Source organism: Streptomyces sp. NPDC014995 (assembly GCF_043080745.1).
Classification (GTDB): domain Bacteria; phylum Actinomycetota; class Actinomycetes; order Streptomycetales; family Streptomycetaceae; genus Streptomyces.
This window is the reverse complement of record NZ_JBIBVX010000022.1, coordinates 126,144-141,410: the sequence shown is the minus strand read 5'-3', so window position 1 is coordinate 141,410 and position 15,267 is coordinate 126,144. Positions and strand designations below refer to the sequence as shown.

The window sequence follows — 15,267 nt, the reverse complement described above, 5'->3', positions numbered from 1 at the left end:
ATCGTTCGGGCGGGCCGGGTGCGGCCGGGTGAGGGAGACGGAGACGGAATGAGTACGGAAGTTGTCCACAGGCTGGGGGTGGCCGTGGGGATCGGGCTGGCGCTGGCGTGGTTCGTGCGGTGGTTGACGGGCGTGCGACGTGAGCGGAGGACGCGGCAGCGGCTCACCGAGCTGCTGGCCCTGTCGTCGGCGCCGGACACCTCGCGTCCTGAAGTGCGGGAGTTCGCGCGGCGATGGCTGCCCGAGGTGGCGGTCCTGGGCGCCGGTTGGGTGGTGGGCGGCGGTGTCGTCGGGCTCGTCCTGGGGCTCATCGGCGCGGTGGTGATGCGACGGTGGCGTCGCAGGCAGCGGGCGGCCGACGTCGTGAGCGAGGCCGACCTGCGGGCCGCCGCCCGGCAACTTCCGCTCGCCGCGGACCTGCTGGCCGCGTGCATCGCGGCGGGTGCCGGGCCGGTCATCGCGGCGCAGGCGGTGGGTGAGGCCCTGGGCGGGCCGGTCGGGGAAGGGCTGGCGCGCGGTGCCGCGGAGATGCGGCTGGGCGGCGAACCGGCCACCGCCTGGCGGAGGCTGGCCGCCGCGCCGGGCGCGGCCGCACTGGCCCGCCTGCTGGAACGGGCCGACGTCTCGGGGCTGCCGGCGGCCGGACCCGTCACCCGGCTCGCCGCCGACGCCCGCGCCGAGTGGGCACGCGCGGGGACGGCTCGGGCCCGTCGTGCGGCCGTCATGGTCACCGCACCGGTCGGGCTGTGCTTCCTGCCCGCCTTCATCGCGGTGGGCATCGCACCCGTCGTGATCGGCCTCGCCGGTGGAGCGCTGGGAGGGGGTGGGCCATGACGGTGCGGTGAGCGGGACGCCGTTGGGTGGGCGGGAAGTGGAGCGCCCCAGGGCGTGCGGTGAGCGGCCCGGCGGCGAGGAAGCGGCAGGGCGCGGCCCGAGAGAACCAACACGACCGACAGAGCCGGCAGGACCGGCAGAGCCGGCAGGACCGGCAGAGCCGGCAGGACCGGCAGAGCCGGCAGGGCCGACAGAACTGGCGGGGGCCGAGTCCAACAGAACCGTCAGGACCGACAGTCCAACAGCACCAGCAGGACCCACAGGTCCAGCAGGTCAAACAGGTTTGACCAAACAGCGGGATCGAACTTTACGGGGGTTGAGATGAACAAGGCGGTACGGGCGCGGCTGCGTGCCCTGGTGTGCAGGGTGCGTGCGGCGCGGAGGGACGCGGGGATGGTGACGTCCGAGTACGCGATGGGGATCGTCGCGGCTGTCGCGTTCGCCGTGATCCTCTACAAGGTGGTGACGAGCGGGACGGTCACCGCGGAGTTGGAGGGCATCGTGAAGCGGGCGCTCAGTGCGAGTACGTGAGCGCGGACGGAGGCGGGACGCGGACCGGGGGTTCGTGACGGCGGAGGCGGCCGTCGTGCTGCCGGTGCTGGTGGCGTTCGCGATGGCGCTGGTGTGGGGGCTGCTGGTCATGGCGGCTCAGCTCCAGTGCGTGGACGCGGCCAGGACGGGCGCCCGGGCCGCGGCCCGGCAGGACCCGGCCGACGCGGTGGTCGAGGTGACGCGGGCCACGGCACCGCGCGGGGCGCGCGTGACGGTCAGCCGGGAGGGCGACCAGGTGCGCGTGGTGGTCGTGGCACAGCCGCCGGTGTTGCGGGGGCTGCCGTTCGAGGTGCGGGCGGAGGCCGTGGCGGCGGCGGAGGACGTGGGGGTGCCGGAGGACGTGGGGGTGCCGGGGGACGTGGGGGTGCCGGGGGATGTGGGGGCGGGGCCATGAGTGGGCGTCGAGGTGGGTTCGGGAGAGGCCGGGGCGTCGGTGGGTACCGCTGTCGTGGCTCCGATCGTGGCTCGGCCACCGTCTGGACCGTCGGGGCGATCGCCGTGCTGTGCGTGGTCTTCGGCGTGGTGCTCGCCCTTGGGCAAGCCGTCCTGGCCCGGCACCGGGCCGCCGGCGGCGCGGACCTCGCGGCGCTCGCGGCCGCCGACCACTGGTCGGACGGTGCCACGGCGGCCTGCGCACGGGCGGAGCGGGTGGCTCGGGCGCAGGGCGCGCGGCTGGTGCGGTGCGCGGTCGTGGGAGAGATCTCGGACGTGACGGCGGCGGCCGGGCGGGGGCCGTTCGCGGCGGAGGTCAGGGCACGGGCGGGCCCTCCAGGGCCCCAGGAGCGGCTGCCGGAGGAGGAGGTGCCGGAGAGGCGGGCGCCAGAGGAACGGGTGCCGGAGGAGGAGGTGCCGGAGGGGCGGGTGCCAGAGGAACGGGTGTCGGAGGAGGAAGTGCTGGAGGGCCGGGTGCCGGAGGAGGAGGTGCCCGAGGAGCCCGGGCCGTGATCCTGAGTTCAGGGCCGTACTCCTGAGTCCTGGGCTCCTGCTGATGCCCAGGCCGCACCTCCGAGGGTCCCTTCCGGTGCCCCAGGAGACATCTCACCTCCGGCCGTCCATCCGGTCGGACGTCGGCCGGGTGAGTCCCCCGGGCCCCACCGAGGGCTAATCCACCCGCTGCTCCTCCGGGGCCGCCCGCAGCAGTTCCGTGAGCAGTCGTACCGCCCCCCTCTTGTGCAGCGGGTCGTTGCCGTTGCCGCATTTGGGGGACTGGATGCACGACGGGCAGCCGGCCTCGCACTCGCAGGAGGCGATGGCCTGTCGGGTGGCGGTCAGCCAGGCGCGGGCCGTGTGGAAGGCGCGCTCCGCGAAGCCCGCGCCGCCGGGATGGCCGTCGTAGACGAACACCGTCGGCAGCAGGGTGTCGGGGTGCAGGGGGATCGACACTCCGCCGATGTCCCAGCGGTCGCAGGTCGCGAAGAGGGGCAGCATGCCGATGGAGGCGTGTTCGGCGGCGTGGAGGGCGCCGCCGAGGATCTCCGGGTTGATGCGGGCGGCGTCCAACTGGTCCTCGGTGACCGTCCACCACACGGCGCGTGTGCGCAGCGTACGAGGAGGAAGGTCGAGTTTCGACTCGCCCAGTACTTCACCGGTGATGAGCCGCCGACGCAGAAAGGAGACCACTTGGTTGGTGACCTCGACGGAGCCGTAGCACAACCGGCCGTCGCCCCAGGGGATTTCGACGTCCGTCTCCAGGACGGAGATCGACGTCGTGTCGCGGGCGACCGTCGAATACGGCGGGTTGGCCTCCTCGACCAGGGCGACCGAGTCCTCCAGGTCCAGTGACCGCACCAGGTACGTCCGGCCCTGGTGCAGGTGCACGGCGCCCTCGTGCACGGTCGCGTGAGCGGCGCCCTCGTCGACCGTGCCCAGCAGGCGGCCCGTCCCCTCCTCGACGATCTGTACCGGCCGGCCGCCCTCGCCGCGGATGTCGGTGAGGTCGGCGGCCCGTTCCCGTCGCGTCCAGTGCCAGGCCTTCGTCCGGCGGCGCAGCAGTTTCGCGGCTTCCAGCTGCGGCAGAAGTCCCTCGGTCTCGGGGCCGAACAGCTCCAGGTCGTCCTCGGTCAGGGGGAGTTCGGATGCGGCCGCACACAGGTGCGGGGCGAGGACGTAGGGGTTGTCGGGGTCGAGGACCGTCGACTCCACGGGCCGGTCGAACAGTGCCTCGGGGTGGTGGACGAGGAAGGTGTCCAAGGGGTCGTCGCGGGCGATCAGGACGGCGAGGGCGCCCTGCCCGGCCCGGCCCGCGCGGCCGGCCTGCTGCCACAGGGAGGCGCGCGTGCCCGGGTAGCCGGCGATCAGGACGGCGTCCAGGCCGGAGACGTCGATGCCGAGTTCGAGGGCGGTCGTGGCGGCCAGTCCGAGGAGTTCGCCGGAGTGCAGGGCCTGTTCCAGGGCGCGGCGTTCCTCGGGGAGGTAGCCGCCGCGGTACGCCGCGACACGCCGGGCCAGGGAGCGGTCGACCTCGGCGAGGCGCTCCTGGGCGATCACCGAGATCAGCTCGGCGCCGCGCCGGGAGCGGACGAAGGCGACCGTGCGTACGCCCTGGACGGCGAGGTCGGTCAGCAGGTCGGCGGTCTCGGCGGTGGCGGTGCGGCGCACGGGGGCGCCCTTCTCGCCCTGCATCTCGGTGAGTGGGGGCTCCCAGAGGGCGAACACCAGTTCGCCACGGGGTGAGGCGTCGTCGGCGACCTCGACCACCCTGAGGCCGGTCAGGCGGCCCGCGGCCACCGCGGGCTCGGCCGCCGTCGCCGAGGCCAGCAGGAAGACGGGAGAGGCGCCGTAGCGGGCGCACAGGCGGCGCAGACGCCGCAGCACCTGGGCGACGTGGGAGCCGAAGACGCCGCGGTAGGTGTGGCACTCGTCGATGACGACGTACCTCAGCGACTTCAGGAAGGAGGACCAGCGGGGGTGGGACGGGAGGATGCCGCGGTGCAGCATGTCCGGGTTGGTGAGGACGTAGTTGGCGTACTGGCGGATCCACTCGCGTTCCTCGAACGGAGTGTCGCCGTCGTACACGGCTGGGCGTACGGCGCTGCCCAAAGGGTGTGAAAGTTTTTTCACCGATCGGCACTGGTCCGCCGCAAGAGCCTTGGTCGGAGCCAGGTACAGGGCGGTGGTGCCGCGGCCGCTCGGGGCCTCGGAACCGTCCAGAAGCGCCGACAGCACGGGCACGAGGTACGCGAGGGACTTGCCGGACGCCGTGCCCGTCGCGACGACCACCGACTCGCCGTCCAGGGCGTGCTCGGCGGCCCGGGCCTGATGGGCCCAGGGGTGCTCGATGCCGCAGGCCTGAACGGCCGCGATCACCTCCGGGCGAATCCGCTCAGGCCAGACGGCATGGCGGCCCGCGCGCGGGGGCAAGTGCTCCGTATGAGTGATGCGCGAAGCCCGGCTCGGCCCTGGGGCGAGCCGGCCCAGGACCGCGCCCGGCGACAGGCGGGAGGCGGGCTGTGCCGTGGGTCGATCGGATCGGTGATTCTTGGCCATCGGCACCGAGTGTGTCACTGGCGTGACGGACAATGGAGCCAAGGCGTCGTGCACGCCTGCCGGTAAGTGATTGAATGCCATCGCGGCTGGCGAACCGTCCCGGGGGCTCCTGCCGAGGTGTCCCGAGGGGCGACCGCTCGATAGCAAGGTGCTGGAGGATCCGTGGACCTGTCCCTGTCGACCCGTACCGTCGGCGATCGTACGGTCGTCGAGGTCGGTGGCGAAATCGACGTATATACCGCGCCCAAGCTGCGCGAGCAGCTGGTCGAGCTGGTGAACGACGGGAATTTCCACCTCGTCGTCGACATGGAGGGCGTGGACTTCCTCGACTCCACCGGGCTCGGCGTGCTGGTCGGCGGCCTGAAGCGGGTGCGTGCCCATGAGGGCTCGCTGCGCCTGGTCTGCAACCAGGAGCGGATTTTGAAGATCTTCCGCATCACCGGTCTCACCAAGGTGTTCCCGATTCACACCTCGGTCGACGAAGCGGTGGCGGCCACCGACTGACCCACCGACCCGGGCGCGCGAACAGGTGCGCCCGGGTCGGCCCAGTTGAACACCGGGGGACCGGGCTCTCGGCGGCCCGGCCCCCCGACAGCACGCCCGTAGTTCCGAGGGGGATGCATGGCCACCGTTGAGCTCCGCTTCAGCGCGCTGCCCGAGCACGTCAGGACCGCCCGACTGGTGGCGGCAGCGGTGGCGCGCAGGGCCGGAGTGGACGAGGCCGTTCTCGACGAGGTCAGGCTCGCCGTCGGCGAGGCCTGCACCCGCGCCGTCGGACTGCACCAGGCCGGCGGCATCACCGCGCCGGTGAAGGTGCTGCTCATCGAGGAGGAGAAGCAGTTCTCCATCGAGGTGGGCGACGAGGCGCGGCACGCGGTCCCCGGGGACCGCGACGCGGGATCCGGCGAAGAGGCCGACGTGGAGGTCGAGGAGGACGAGATGGGCCTCGCGGTCATCAGCGGCCTCGTCGACGACGTGGAGGTCACCGTCGGCGAGCACGGCGGGTCGATCCGTATGACCTGGCCGAGCGCCCCGGTGGCCGCCCCGCTGGCCTGACGCCGGCGGCCGTATCCGGCGACCCCGGCGACATACCCACCCGAAGGGCCCCCTCGTGGGGCCCTTCGGCATGTGCGGAGATCGCTTCCCGCGCTTACAGTGGTGCCAGGAAGTGAATCTTGAAGAAGTGAATCATGGCGTGAATTGCGTGAAGCAATTCACGAATGACAATGCCTTCAAGGCATTACCTTCCCCACTCGATCTTCCCGCTCGGGTGCGAAGGCGAATTCCATTTACCGCACACTGTTTTGATCAGGTTCCGGTACCTACAATCCGTCCACATCTTGAGCTCAGCCCAAGCGTCAAGGAGGACGAATGGCGGGGCTTTCTACCCCTCATCGGTTGGACCACTCCACAACCTTCGCAGCTGCAGTGCTGACCGACGGCAACCGCCTCCTGGTGGTGGTCATCGCGGTCGTGGCACTGGCTGCGCTCGTGGTCGCGGGCGTACTCATGCGCCAGGTGCTCGCGGCCGGCGAGGGCACCGACAGCATGAAGAAGATCGCGGCAGCGGTCCAGGAAGGCGCCAACGCCTATCTGACCCGGCAGCTGCGCACACTCGGCGTATTCGCCGTCGTCGTGTTCTTCCTGCTCATGCTGCTGCCCGCGGACGACTGGAATCAGCGCGCCGGACGATCAGTGTTCTTCTTGATCGGTGCGGCGTTCTCGGCGGCCACCGGCTATATCGGCATGTGGCTCGCCGTGCGCAGCAATGTGCGTGTCGCCGCGGCGGCCCGGGAAGCGACTCCGGCGGAGGGTGAACCGGAAAAGGATCTCACCGCCGTCTCGCACAAAGCGATGAAGATCGCATTCCGTACGGGCGGCGTCGTCGGCATGTTCACGGTGGGGCTCGGTCTGCTCGGCGCCTCCTGCGTGGTGCTGGTGTACGCGGCCGACGCGCCGAAGGTCCTGGAGGGCTTCGGTCTCGGCGCGGCGCTCATCGCGATGTTCATGAGGGTCGGCGGCGGCATCTTCACCAAGGCCGCCGACGTCGGCGCCGACCTGGTCGGCAAGGTCGAGCAGGGCATTCCGGAGGACGATCCGCGCAATGCCGCGACCATCGCCGACAACGTGGGCGACAACGTCGGCGACTGCGCGGGCATGGCGGCCGACCTCTTCGAGTCGTACGCCGTGACGCTGGTCGCCGCACTGATCCTCGGCAAGGTGGCATTCGGCGACGCCGGGCTCGCGTTCCCGCTGCTCGTGCCGGCGATCGGTGTGATCACCGCGATGATCGGCATCTTCGCCGTGGCCCCGCGCCGTACGGATCGCAGTGGCATGTCCGCGATCAACCGGGGCTTCTTCATCTCCGCGGTGATCTCGCTCGCGCTGGTCGCCGTGGCCGTCTTCGTCTACCTCCCCGGGACCTACGCGGACCTCGACAACGTCACCGACACGGCGATCCAGGCCAAGAACGGCGACCCGCGGATCCTCGCGCTCGTCGCGGTGGCGATCGGCATCCTGCTGGCCGCCGTCATCCAGCAGCTGACCGGGTACTTCACCGAGACGACCCGCCGCCCGGTCCGGGACATCGGCAAGACCTCCCTGACGGGACCCGCCACCGTGGTCCTCGCCGGCGTCTCCGTCGGCCTCGAATCGGCCGTCTACACGGCCCTGTTGATCGGCATGGGCGTGTACGGGGCGTTCCTGCTCGGCGGTACGTCGATCATGCTGGCGTTGTTCGCGGTGGCGCTGGCCGGCACCGGCCTGCTCACCACGGTCGGCGTGATCGTCGCGATGGACACCTTCGGGCCGGTCTCCGACAACGCGCAGGGCATCGCCGAGATGTCCGGCGACGTCGAGGGCGCGGGCGCGCAGGTGCTCACCAACCTGGACGCCGTCGGCAACACCACCAAGGCCATCACCAAGGGCATCGCCATCGCCACCGCCGTCCTCGCGGCGTCGGCGCTCTTCGGGTCGTACCGTGACGCGATCACCACCGGCGCGCGGGACGTCGGCGAGAAGCTCAGCGGGGACGGGGCGCCGATGAGCCTGATGATGGACATCTCGCAGCCGAACAACCTCGTCGGTCTGATCGCGGGAGCCGCGGTCGTCTTCCTCTTCTCGGGGCTGGCGATCAACGCGGTGTCGCGGTCGGCGGGTTCCGTGGTGTTCGAGGTACGACGGCAGTTCCGCGAGAAGCCCGGGATCATGGACTACACCGAGAAACCGGAGTACGGCAAGGTCGTCGACATCTGCACCAGGGACGCCCTGCGGGAGCTCGCCACGCCCGGGCTGCTCGCCGTGCTGTCGCCGATTTTCGTCGGGTTCACCCTCGGTGTCGGCGCGCTCGGCGCGTTCCTGGCGGGCGCGATCGGCGCGGGCACGCTGATGGCGGTCTTCCTCGCCAACAGCGGCGGCGCCTGGGACAACGCCAAGAAACTCGTCGAGGACGGTCACCACGGCGGCAAGGGCAGCGAGGCCCACGCGGCGACCGTGATCGGCGACACCGTCGGAGACCCCTTCAAGGACACCGCCGGGCCCGCGATCAACCCCCTGCTGAAGGTCATGAACCTCGTGGCGCTGCTCATCGCGCCCGCGGTGATCAACTTCAGCTACGGCGACGACGAGAACCTCGGCGCACGGATCGTGATCGCGGTCCTGGCGCTCGCCGTGATCGTCGGCGCGGTGTACGTCTCCAAGCGGCGCGGGATCGCTGTGGGTGACGAAGGCAACGCCGACACGTCCGCCAAGTCGGCGGATCCGGCGGTGGTTTCCTAGGTCCCGCTCTGTTCCGCAGCTCAAGGGTCGGGCGGTCGGCGCGTGTTGACGCGTCGGCCGCCCGTTTCGTCGTGGGTGCGCCCGACCCGTGAGGCTTCTCTCTCGTGGTGCAAATGGACCTATGGATGTTCATAGCGGACATTCGTCCTGGGGTTGTCGCCCGGTTGGCGTGTATGTTCCGGGGCCGAGAGCCATGGGAAGGGACCAATCCGGTGAACAAGAAGCTCACGGCCGCACTGTCCGGCGGTGCGGTACTGGTACTGGCGCTGTCGGGATGCAGCAGCGACGACGGCAACAAGGAGCTCGACGCCTGGGCCAAGCAGGTCTGCGACGCGCTGCCCGCCCAGGACGCCAAGGTCGACGCGGCCAACGACGCCATCAAGAAGGCCGCCACGGACAACAACGCCCCGGCGAACGTCCAGAAGACCGACTCCCAGGCCTTCCAGGACATGTCCGACGCCTACAAGGCGCTCGCGCAGGCCGTCCAGAAGGCGGGGACGCCGCCCGGAGTCGAGGGCGGCGAGAAGAAGCAGCAGGACGCCGTCACGGCCCTCAACGGCCTGTCCGCCTCCTACGCCGACCTGAAGAAGCAGGTCGACGCGCTCGACACGAAGGACCAGGCGAAGTTCGCCGACGGCCTCCAGGGCATCGCCACCGAGCTGGGCAAGCTCAGCAAGAGCGGCAACGCGGCGCTGAAGAACCTGGAGGACGGCGACGTCAAGTACGCCATGGCCAAGCAGGACAGCTGCAAGAAGGTCGCGGCCTCGGCATCGGCCCGGGCGGCGACGACCAGCTGAGGCGGGGCGCGATCAGGAGATGCCCGGGCGATCGGTGAGCAGTCTGGGCCGGGCCGCGATCGGTCGGCGCCGGCGGCGAATCAGCCGGTGTCCGGGCTGCGACCGGCAGGCGCCGGGCGGTGACAGCGACTGCCTGGCTGCGGCGGGCTGGCGTCGGGCCCCGACCGGTTGACGCCGGCCACCACTGGCAGAGGGCGGCAACGACGCGCAGATGCCGGCTGACGCAGGGCAGCTACCGGCAGACGCCTGTGGGGTCGGCCGTTACCTGGGCCGGGTGCCGTTGTCCGTGTCGGGTCGGCCGCCGCCCGGGGCGGTCGGCTGATCCGGGCGGGGCGTGCGGCACGCGCGCGGGACACAATGGGGGCGTGAGTAACGCCACCCTGTCCCCCCTGCCCTCCGCCGACCGCCCCGACGTCGCCGCCCGGCTGCGTGAGGCCCTCCTCGCGGCCTCCTTCACCGCCGACGGGCTGCTGGAACTGCTCGGCGCCCCCGCGTACGCGGCCCTGGCCCGCAGCGAGGTCGTGCCCGCGCTGCGGGCGACCCGCGGGGACACACCGCTGGAGGCGCTCGTCCGTCTCTTCCTGCTCCAGCAGCCGGTGCCGTACGCGCGCGTGGAGGGCGTTCTGCCCGTGCACGCGTGCGTGGAGAGCGGCTGGCTGAGGCGGGCGGGCGAGGACGACGTCGCCGCGACCGTCGACGTCCGGCCGTACGGAGGGCCGGACGGCGAGGACTGGTTCATCGTGTCCGACCTCGGGTGCGCGGTCGGCGGGGCCGGCGGCATCGGCAGCCGGGACGAGAACGTCGTCCTCGGCGTCGGCGGAGCGTCGACGACCCTCGCCGGGATCACCGTCCGCACGCCCGTCACCTCGGCCCTCGACCTCGGCACCGGTTCCGGGATCCAGGCGCTGCACGCCGCCCGGCACGCCACGCGCGTGACGGCGACCGACCTCAACCCGCGCGCGCTGCACATCACCGCGCTCACGCTCGCGCTGTCCGGCGTCCCGGCGGCCGACCTGCGCGAGGGGTCGCTGTTCGAGCCCGTGCGGGACGACGAGACGTTCGACCTCATCGTGTCCAACCCGCCGTTCGTGATCTCGCCGGGTGCGCGGCTGACGTACCGGGACGGCGGGATGGGCGGGGACGATCTGTGCCGGTCGCTCGTTCAGCAGGCGGGGGAACGGCTGAACGAGGGCGGGTTCGCGCAGTTCCTCGGCAACTGGCAGCACGTGGAGGGGGAGGACTGGCAGGACAGGCTCAGGTCATGGGTGCCGCGCGGCTGCGACGCGTGGATCGTGCAGCGCGAGGTGCAGGACGTCTCGCAGTACGCCGAGCTGTGGCTCAGGGACGCCGGTGACCACCGGGGCGATCCGGAGGAGTACCAGGCGCGGTACGACGCGTGGCTGGACGAGTTCGAGGCCCGCAAGGTGAAGGCCGTCGGCTTCGGCTGGATCACGCTGCGGAAGACGGCGTCCACCGAGCCCGTCATCACCGTCGAGGAGTGGCCGCACCCGGTCGAGCAGCCCCTCGGCGACACGGTCCGCGCGCACTTCGAACGCCTCGACTACCTGCGCGCGCACGACGACGCGGCCCTGCTCACCGGGCACTTCAAGCTCGCCGCGGAGGTCGTGCAGGAGCAGGTCGGGCTGCCGGGCGCCGAGGACCCGGAGCACGTCGTGCTGCGCCAGCACCGCGGCATGCGCCGGGCCACCAAGGTGGACACGGTCGGCGCGGGCTTCGCGGGCGTGTGCGACGGTTCGCTGAGCGCGGGCCGCATCCTGGACGCCATCGCACAACTCGTCGGCGAAGATCCCGTGGTGCTGCGCGACCGCACCCCGGCGCAGATCCGGCTGCTCGTGGAACAGGGGTTCCTGGAGCCGGCCTGAGGACGCCGGGCGGTGCCCGCCGCGTGGATCGGCGGTCGCCGAAGCTCATCCCGCCCGGGACACGGAAACGGGGCGACGACTGCGAGGCGCCCTCACAGATTGCGCCATATCGCACACGGATCCGTGATCGAACCGTTCGGACGCCCGACAAAAAGGAGCGGGAAGAAGGGTGCGACAACGCGATCAAGCTTCGCGCCGACGAATTCGAGTCGCCCGGGCGCCCGGTTCCGGGCGGTCGCGGTCGGCCGGATGACCGGTGAGACCGGCTGGAACGCCGGATTCGACAAGATCCTTCGTACGGTGAGCAGGACCCACGGCGGAAAGACGACGGGAAAGACACCCGCGCCCGAGTCGGTGTGATGCCGGTCGCATCCCCGTGGGTCGCTTCCGGCGGCCCGCCGCCCCCGTCCGTCGACCCGACGTTCACCTCGGATTCGCCCGGCCGCCGCCCGCGCGTGTCAGCCTTCCGGGGCGGGGCCACACGCGGGTGGGGGAAGAGAGGCGCGGGCGATCATGGAGAGCGGACCGGCGATCTTCACCGGAGTGGTGTTCGCGCTGTTCGGAAGCGGTTTGCTGGGGTGGACCGTGGTCCGCGTACGGCAGCGCCAACCCGTCGCCCAGGGAGTCAGCACCGTCGCATCGGCGACCCTCGCGACGGTCCTCGCCGTGGTCGCGCTGGCCCTCGGAACGTGGTCCCTCACCCGCCTCTGAAGCACCTTCGAAGATCTTGCAGAAGCACCTGTGAGAACCCCGCGAGGGTGGCAACACGGATAACCAAGAGGTCGTGCTCCGGTCCGGCGGAAAAGTGCCGGTCGGCACTCGGGGCGGCAGGAATGGCGGTAGTCGGGTTACCGTTCGAGTGGCCGTTGCGGGCTTTTCCCGTTTGACACGGGGGCGGGATGTACCGTCACACTCCGCAGCGTCACCATGACCCGACCCCGGGAGCAAGGCCTGGGGAGGCCCCAGCGTCGACCGGAGAGAAGAGCGAAGTTGTCCCCGACCAGCGAGACCGCGAAGGGCGGCCGCCGACTCGTCATCGTCGAGTCGCCTGCCAAGGCGAAGACGATCAAGGGCTATCTCGGCCCCGGATACGTTGTCGAGGCGAGCGTCGGGCACATCCGCGACCTCCCCAACGGCGCCGCGGAGGTGCCGGAGAAGTACACCGGCGAGGTGCGCCGCCTCGGTGTGGACGTCGAACACGACTTCCAGCCGATCTATGTGGTCAACGCGGACAAGAAGGCACAGGTCAAAAAGCTCAAGGACCTGCTGAAGGACTCCGACGAGCTCTACCTCGCCACCGATGAGGACCGCGAGGGCGAGGCCATCGCCTGGCACCTCCAGGAAGTCCTCAAGCCGAAGATCCCGGTCAAGCGCATGGTGTTCCACGAGATCACCAAGGACGCGATCCGGGCGGCCGTGGCCAACCCGCGCGAGCTCAACCAGAAGCTGGTCGACGCCCAGGAGACCCGCCGCATCCTCGACCGTCTCTACGGCTACGAGGTCTCGCCGGTCCTGTGGAAGAAGGTCATGCCGCGCCTGTCGGCCGGCCGCGTCCAGTCGGTCGCCACGCGCCTGGTGGTCGAGCGGGAACGCGAGCGCATCGCGTTCCGTTCTGCTGAGTACTGGGACCTGACGGGCACCTTCGCGACCGGCCGCGCGGGGGACCCGTCGGACCCGTCGTCGCTGGTCGCCCGCCTGCAGACCGTCGACGGCAGGCGGGTCGCGCAGGGCCGCGACTTCGACTCCCTGGGACAACTCAAGAGCGCGAACATCCTCCACCTCGACGAGGACAACGCCCGCGCCCTCGCCGCCGCCCTGGAGAACACCCGCTTCTCGGTGCGCTCCGTCGAGTCCAAGCCCTACCGCCGCTCGCCGTACGCCCCGTTCCGTACGACGACGCTGCAGCAGGAGGCCAGCCGCAAGCTCGGCTTCGGCGCGAAGGCCACCATGCAGGTCGCGCAGAAGCTGTACGAGAACGGCTACATCACGTACATGCGTACGGACTCCACGACGCTGAGCGACACCGCCGTGGCGGCCGCCCGCGCCCAGGTCACGCAGCTGTACGGCGCCGACTACCTGCCGGCGCAGCCGCGCACGTACGCCGGCAAGGTCAAGAACGCGCAGGAGGCGCACGAGGCGATCCGCCCCTCGGGTGATCGTTTCCGTACGCCTGCCGAGACGGGCCTGACCGGCGACCAGTTCAGGCTCTACGAGCTGATCTGGAAGCGGACGGTCGCCTCCCAGATGAAGGACGCGACGGGCAACTCCGTCACGGTGAAGATCGGCGGCACGGCGGCCGACGGGCGGAACGTCGAGTTCAGCGCCTCCGGCAAGACGATCACCTTCCACGGCTTCCTGAAGGCGTACGTCGAGGGCGCCGACGACCCGAACGCCGAGCTGGACGACCGCGAGCGCCGCCTGCCCCAGGTCTCCGAGGGCGACGCGCTCAGCGCCGAGGAGATCACGGTCGACGGGCACGCCACCAAGCCCCCGGCCCGCTACACCGAGGCCAGCCTGGTCAAGGAGCTCGAAGAGCGCGAGATCGGCCGCCCGTCGACGTACGCGTCGATCATCGGCACGATCCTCGACCGCGGGTACGTGTTCAAGAAGGGCACGGCGCTCGTGCCGTCCTTCCTGTCCTTCGCCGTGGTCAACCTCCTGGAGAAGCACTTCGGGCGGCTCGTCGACTACGACTTCACCGCCAAGATGGAGGACGACCTCGACCGCATCGCCCGCGGTGAGGCGCAGGCCGTGCCGTGGCTGAAGCGGTTCTACTTCGGCGAGGGCACCGTGGAGGGTGTCGCCGCCGACGCCGGCAACGGCGACGGGGACCACCTCGGCGGCCTCAAGGAGCTGGTGACCGACCTGGGCGCGATCGACGCGCGCGAGGTCTCGTCGTTCCCGGTGGGCAGCGGCATCGTGCTGCGGGTCGGGCGCTACGGCCCGTACATCGAGCGCGGTGAGAAGGACGCCGAGAACCACCAGCGGGCGGACATCCCGGAGGACCTGGCACCGGACGAGCTCTCCGTCGAGCTGGCGGAGGAACTGCTCGCCAAGCCGAGCGGCGACTTCGAGCTGGGCACCGACCCGGCCACCGGCCACCAGATCATCGCCAAGGACGGCCGCTACGGCCCGTACGTCACCGAGGTGCTCCCCGAGGGCACCCCGAAGACCGGCAAGAACGCGGTCAAGCCGCGCACGGCCTCGCTGTTCAAGTCGATGTCGCTGGACACGGTGACGCTCGACGACGCGCTGAAGCTCATGTCGCTGCCGCGTGTCGTCGGCACCGACGCGGACGGCGTGGAGATCACCGCGCAGAACGGCCGCTACGGCCCGTACCTGAAGAAGGGCACGGACTCGCGGTCGCTGCAGTCCGAGGACCAGCTCTTCACGATCACGCTGGAGGAGGCGCAGGCGATCTACGCCCAGCCCAAGCAGCGTGGCCGTGCGGCCGCCAAGCCGCCGCTGAAGGAGCTGGGCGCGGACCCGGTCAGTGGCAAGCCGGTCGTCGTCAAGGACGGCCGCTTCGGGCCGTACGTCACCGACGGGGAGACCAACGCGACCCTGCGCTCCGGCGACAGCGTCGAGACGATCACCCCGGAGCGCGGCTTCGAGCTGCTCGCCGAGAAGCGGGCCAAGGGGCCCGCCAAGAAGACGGCGAAGAAGGCTCCGGCCAAGACGGCGACCGCGAAGAAGGCGGCTCCGGCGAAGAAGACGGCCGCCAAGAAGACGGCCGCCAAGAAGACGGCGGCGAAGAAGACGACCACGGCCGCGAAGAAGACGGCGGCGAAGACGACGGCGAAGAAGGCGACGGCCTCGAGGGCGGCGACCGAGGACTGAGTTCCCGGACCGACCGAGCCGCCCGAGCCACGCGGGATTCCCCACACCGGCTTCGCGAAACGCACGCCCCGGCATCACTTTGGTGTCGGGGTGTGCAC

General features: G+C 71.0%; 11 protein-coding genes and 1 pseudogene. 11 read left to right on the top strand and 1 reads right to left on the bottom strand.

The window, feature by feature from the left end; translation table 11 throughout:
* The first annotated feature begins 48 nt into the window (after positions 1–48).
* The 4 genes and pseudogenes from ACF1A1_RS35025 to ACF1A1_RS35010 form a co-directional block, all read left to right on the top strand.
* Positions 49–834 carry a type II secretion system F family protein gene (locus ACF1A1_RS35025; protein WP_392005530.1) on the top strand — a complete coding sequence of 262 codons (786 nt, stop codon included), beginning with the start codon at positions 49–51 and terminating at the stop codon, positions 832–834.
* 321 nt (positions 835–1,155) lie between these two features.
* Positions 1,156–1,365: a DUF4244 domain-containing protein gene (locus ACF1A1_RS35020; protein WP_392005528.1), complete on the top strand. Its 210-nt coding sequence runs from the start codon at positions 1,156–1,158 to the stop codon at positions 1,363–1,365.
* Positions 1,366–1,399: 34 nt separating this feature from the next.
* Positions 1,400–1,780 (top strand): TadE family type IV pilus minor pilin, encoded by a 381-nt coding sequence (locus tag ACF1A1_RS35015; RefSeq protein ID WP_392005526.1) that lies wholly within the window; start codon positions 1,400–1,402, stop codon positions 1,778–1,780.
* A pseudogene (locus ACF1A1_RS35010) lies at positions 1,777–2,163 on the top strand (Rv3654c family TadE-like protein); the annotation flags it as partial. The gene ACF1A1_RS35015 and the pseudogene ACF1A1_RS35010, both read left to right, overlap by 4 nt.
* A gap of 324 nt (positions 2,164–2,487) precedes the next feature.
* On the opposite strand, the gene ACF1A1_RS35005 reads toward ACF1A1_RS35010, so the two are convergent.
* Entirely contained in the window at positions 2,488–4,953 is a 2,466-nt protein-coding gene (locus ACF1A1_RS35005; RefSeq protein WP_392005524.1) for a DEAD/DEAH box helicase, read from the bottom strand.
* Positions 4,954–5,034: 81 nt separating this feature from the next.
* Here ACF1A1_RS35005 and bldG point away from each other — a divergent pair, with 81 nt between their 5' ends.
* The 7 genes from bldG to topA all read left to right on the top strand — a co-directional run bounded on the left by bldG (position 5,035) and on the right by topA (position 15,169).
* Positions 5,035–5,376 carry an anti-sigma factor antagonist BldG gene (gene bldG / locus ACF1A1_RS35000; protein WP_009189842.1) on the top strand — a complete coding sequence of 114 codons (342 nt, stop codon included), beginning with the start codon at positions 5,035–5,037 and terminating at the stop codon, positions 5,374–5,376.
* A 117-nt stretch (positions 5,377–5,493) separates the two neighbouring features.
* Complete coding sequence (locus tag ACF1A1_RS34995) at positions 5,494–5,928, top strand: ATP-binding protein (RefSeq protein ID WP_392005522.1); 435 nt, start codon at positions 5,494–5,496, stop codon at positions 5,926–5,928.
* Between the two features lie 315 nt (positions 5,929–6,243).
* Entirely contained in the window at positions 6,244–8,649 is a 2,406-nt protein-coding gene (locus ACF1A1_RS34990; RefSeq protein WP_392005520.1) for a sodium-translocating pyrophosphatase, read from the top strand.
* A gap of 173 nt (positions 8,650–8,822) precedes the next feature.
* Positions 8,823–9,446 carry a small secreted protein gene (locus ACF1A1_RS34985; protein WP_392005518.1) on the top strand — a complete coding sequence of 208 codons (624 nt, stop codon included), beginning with the start codon at positions 8,823–8,825 and terminating at the stop codon, positions 9,444–9,446.
* A 365-nt stretch (positions 9,447–9,811) separates the two neighbouring features.
* Positions 9,812–11,329, top strand: coding sequence for a methyltransferase (locus ACF1A1_RS34980; RefSeq protein WP_392005517.1), 1,518 nt, complete (start codon positions 9,812–9,814; stop codon positions 11,327–11,329).
* Positions 11,330–11,842: 513 nt separating this feature from the next.
* Positions 11,843–12,040 (top strand): hypothetical protein, encoded by a 198-nt coding sequence (locus ACF1A1_RS34975; RefSeq protein WP_392005515.1) that lies wholly within the window; start codon positions 11,843–11,845, stop codon positions 12,038–12,040.
* A gap of 279 nt (positions 12,041–12,319) precedes the next feature.
* Positions 12,320–15,169, top strand: a complete 2,850-nt coding sequence (gene topA / locus ACF1A1_RS34970; protein WP_392005513.1) for a type I DNA topoisomerase — start codon at positions 12,320–12,322, stop codon at positions 15,167–15,169.
* Positions 15,170–15,267: the final 98 nt, after the last annotated feature.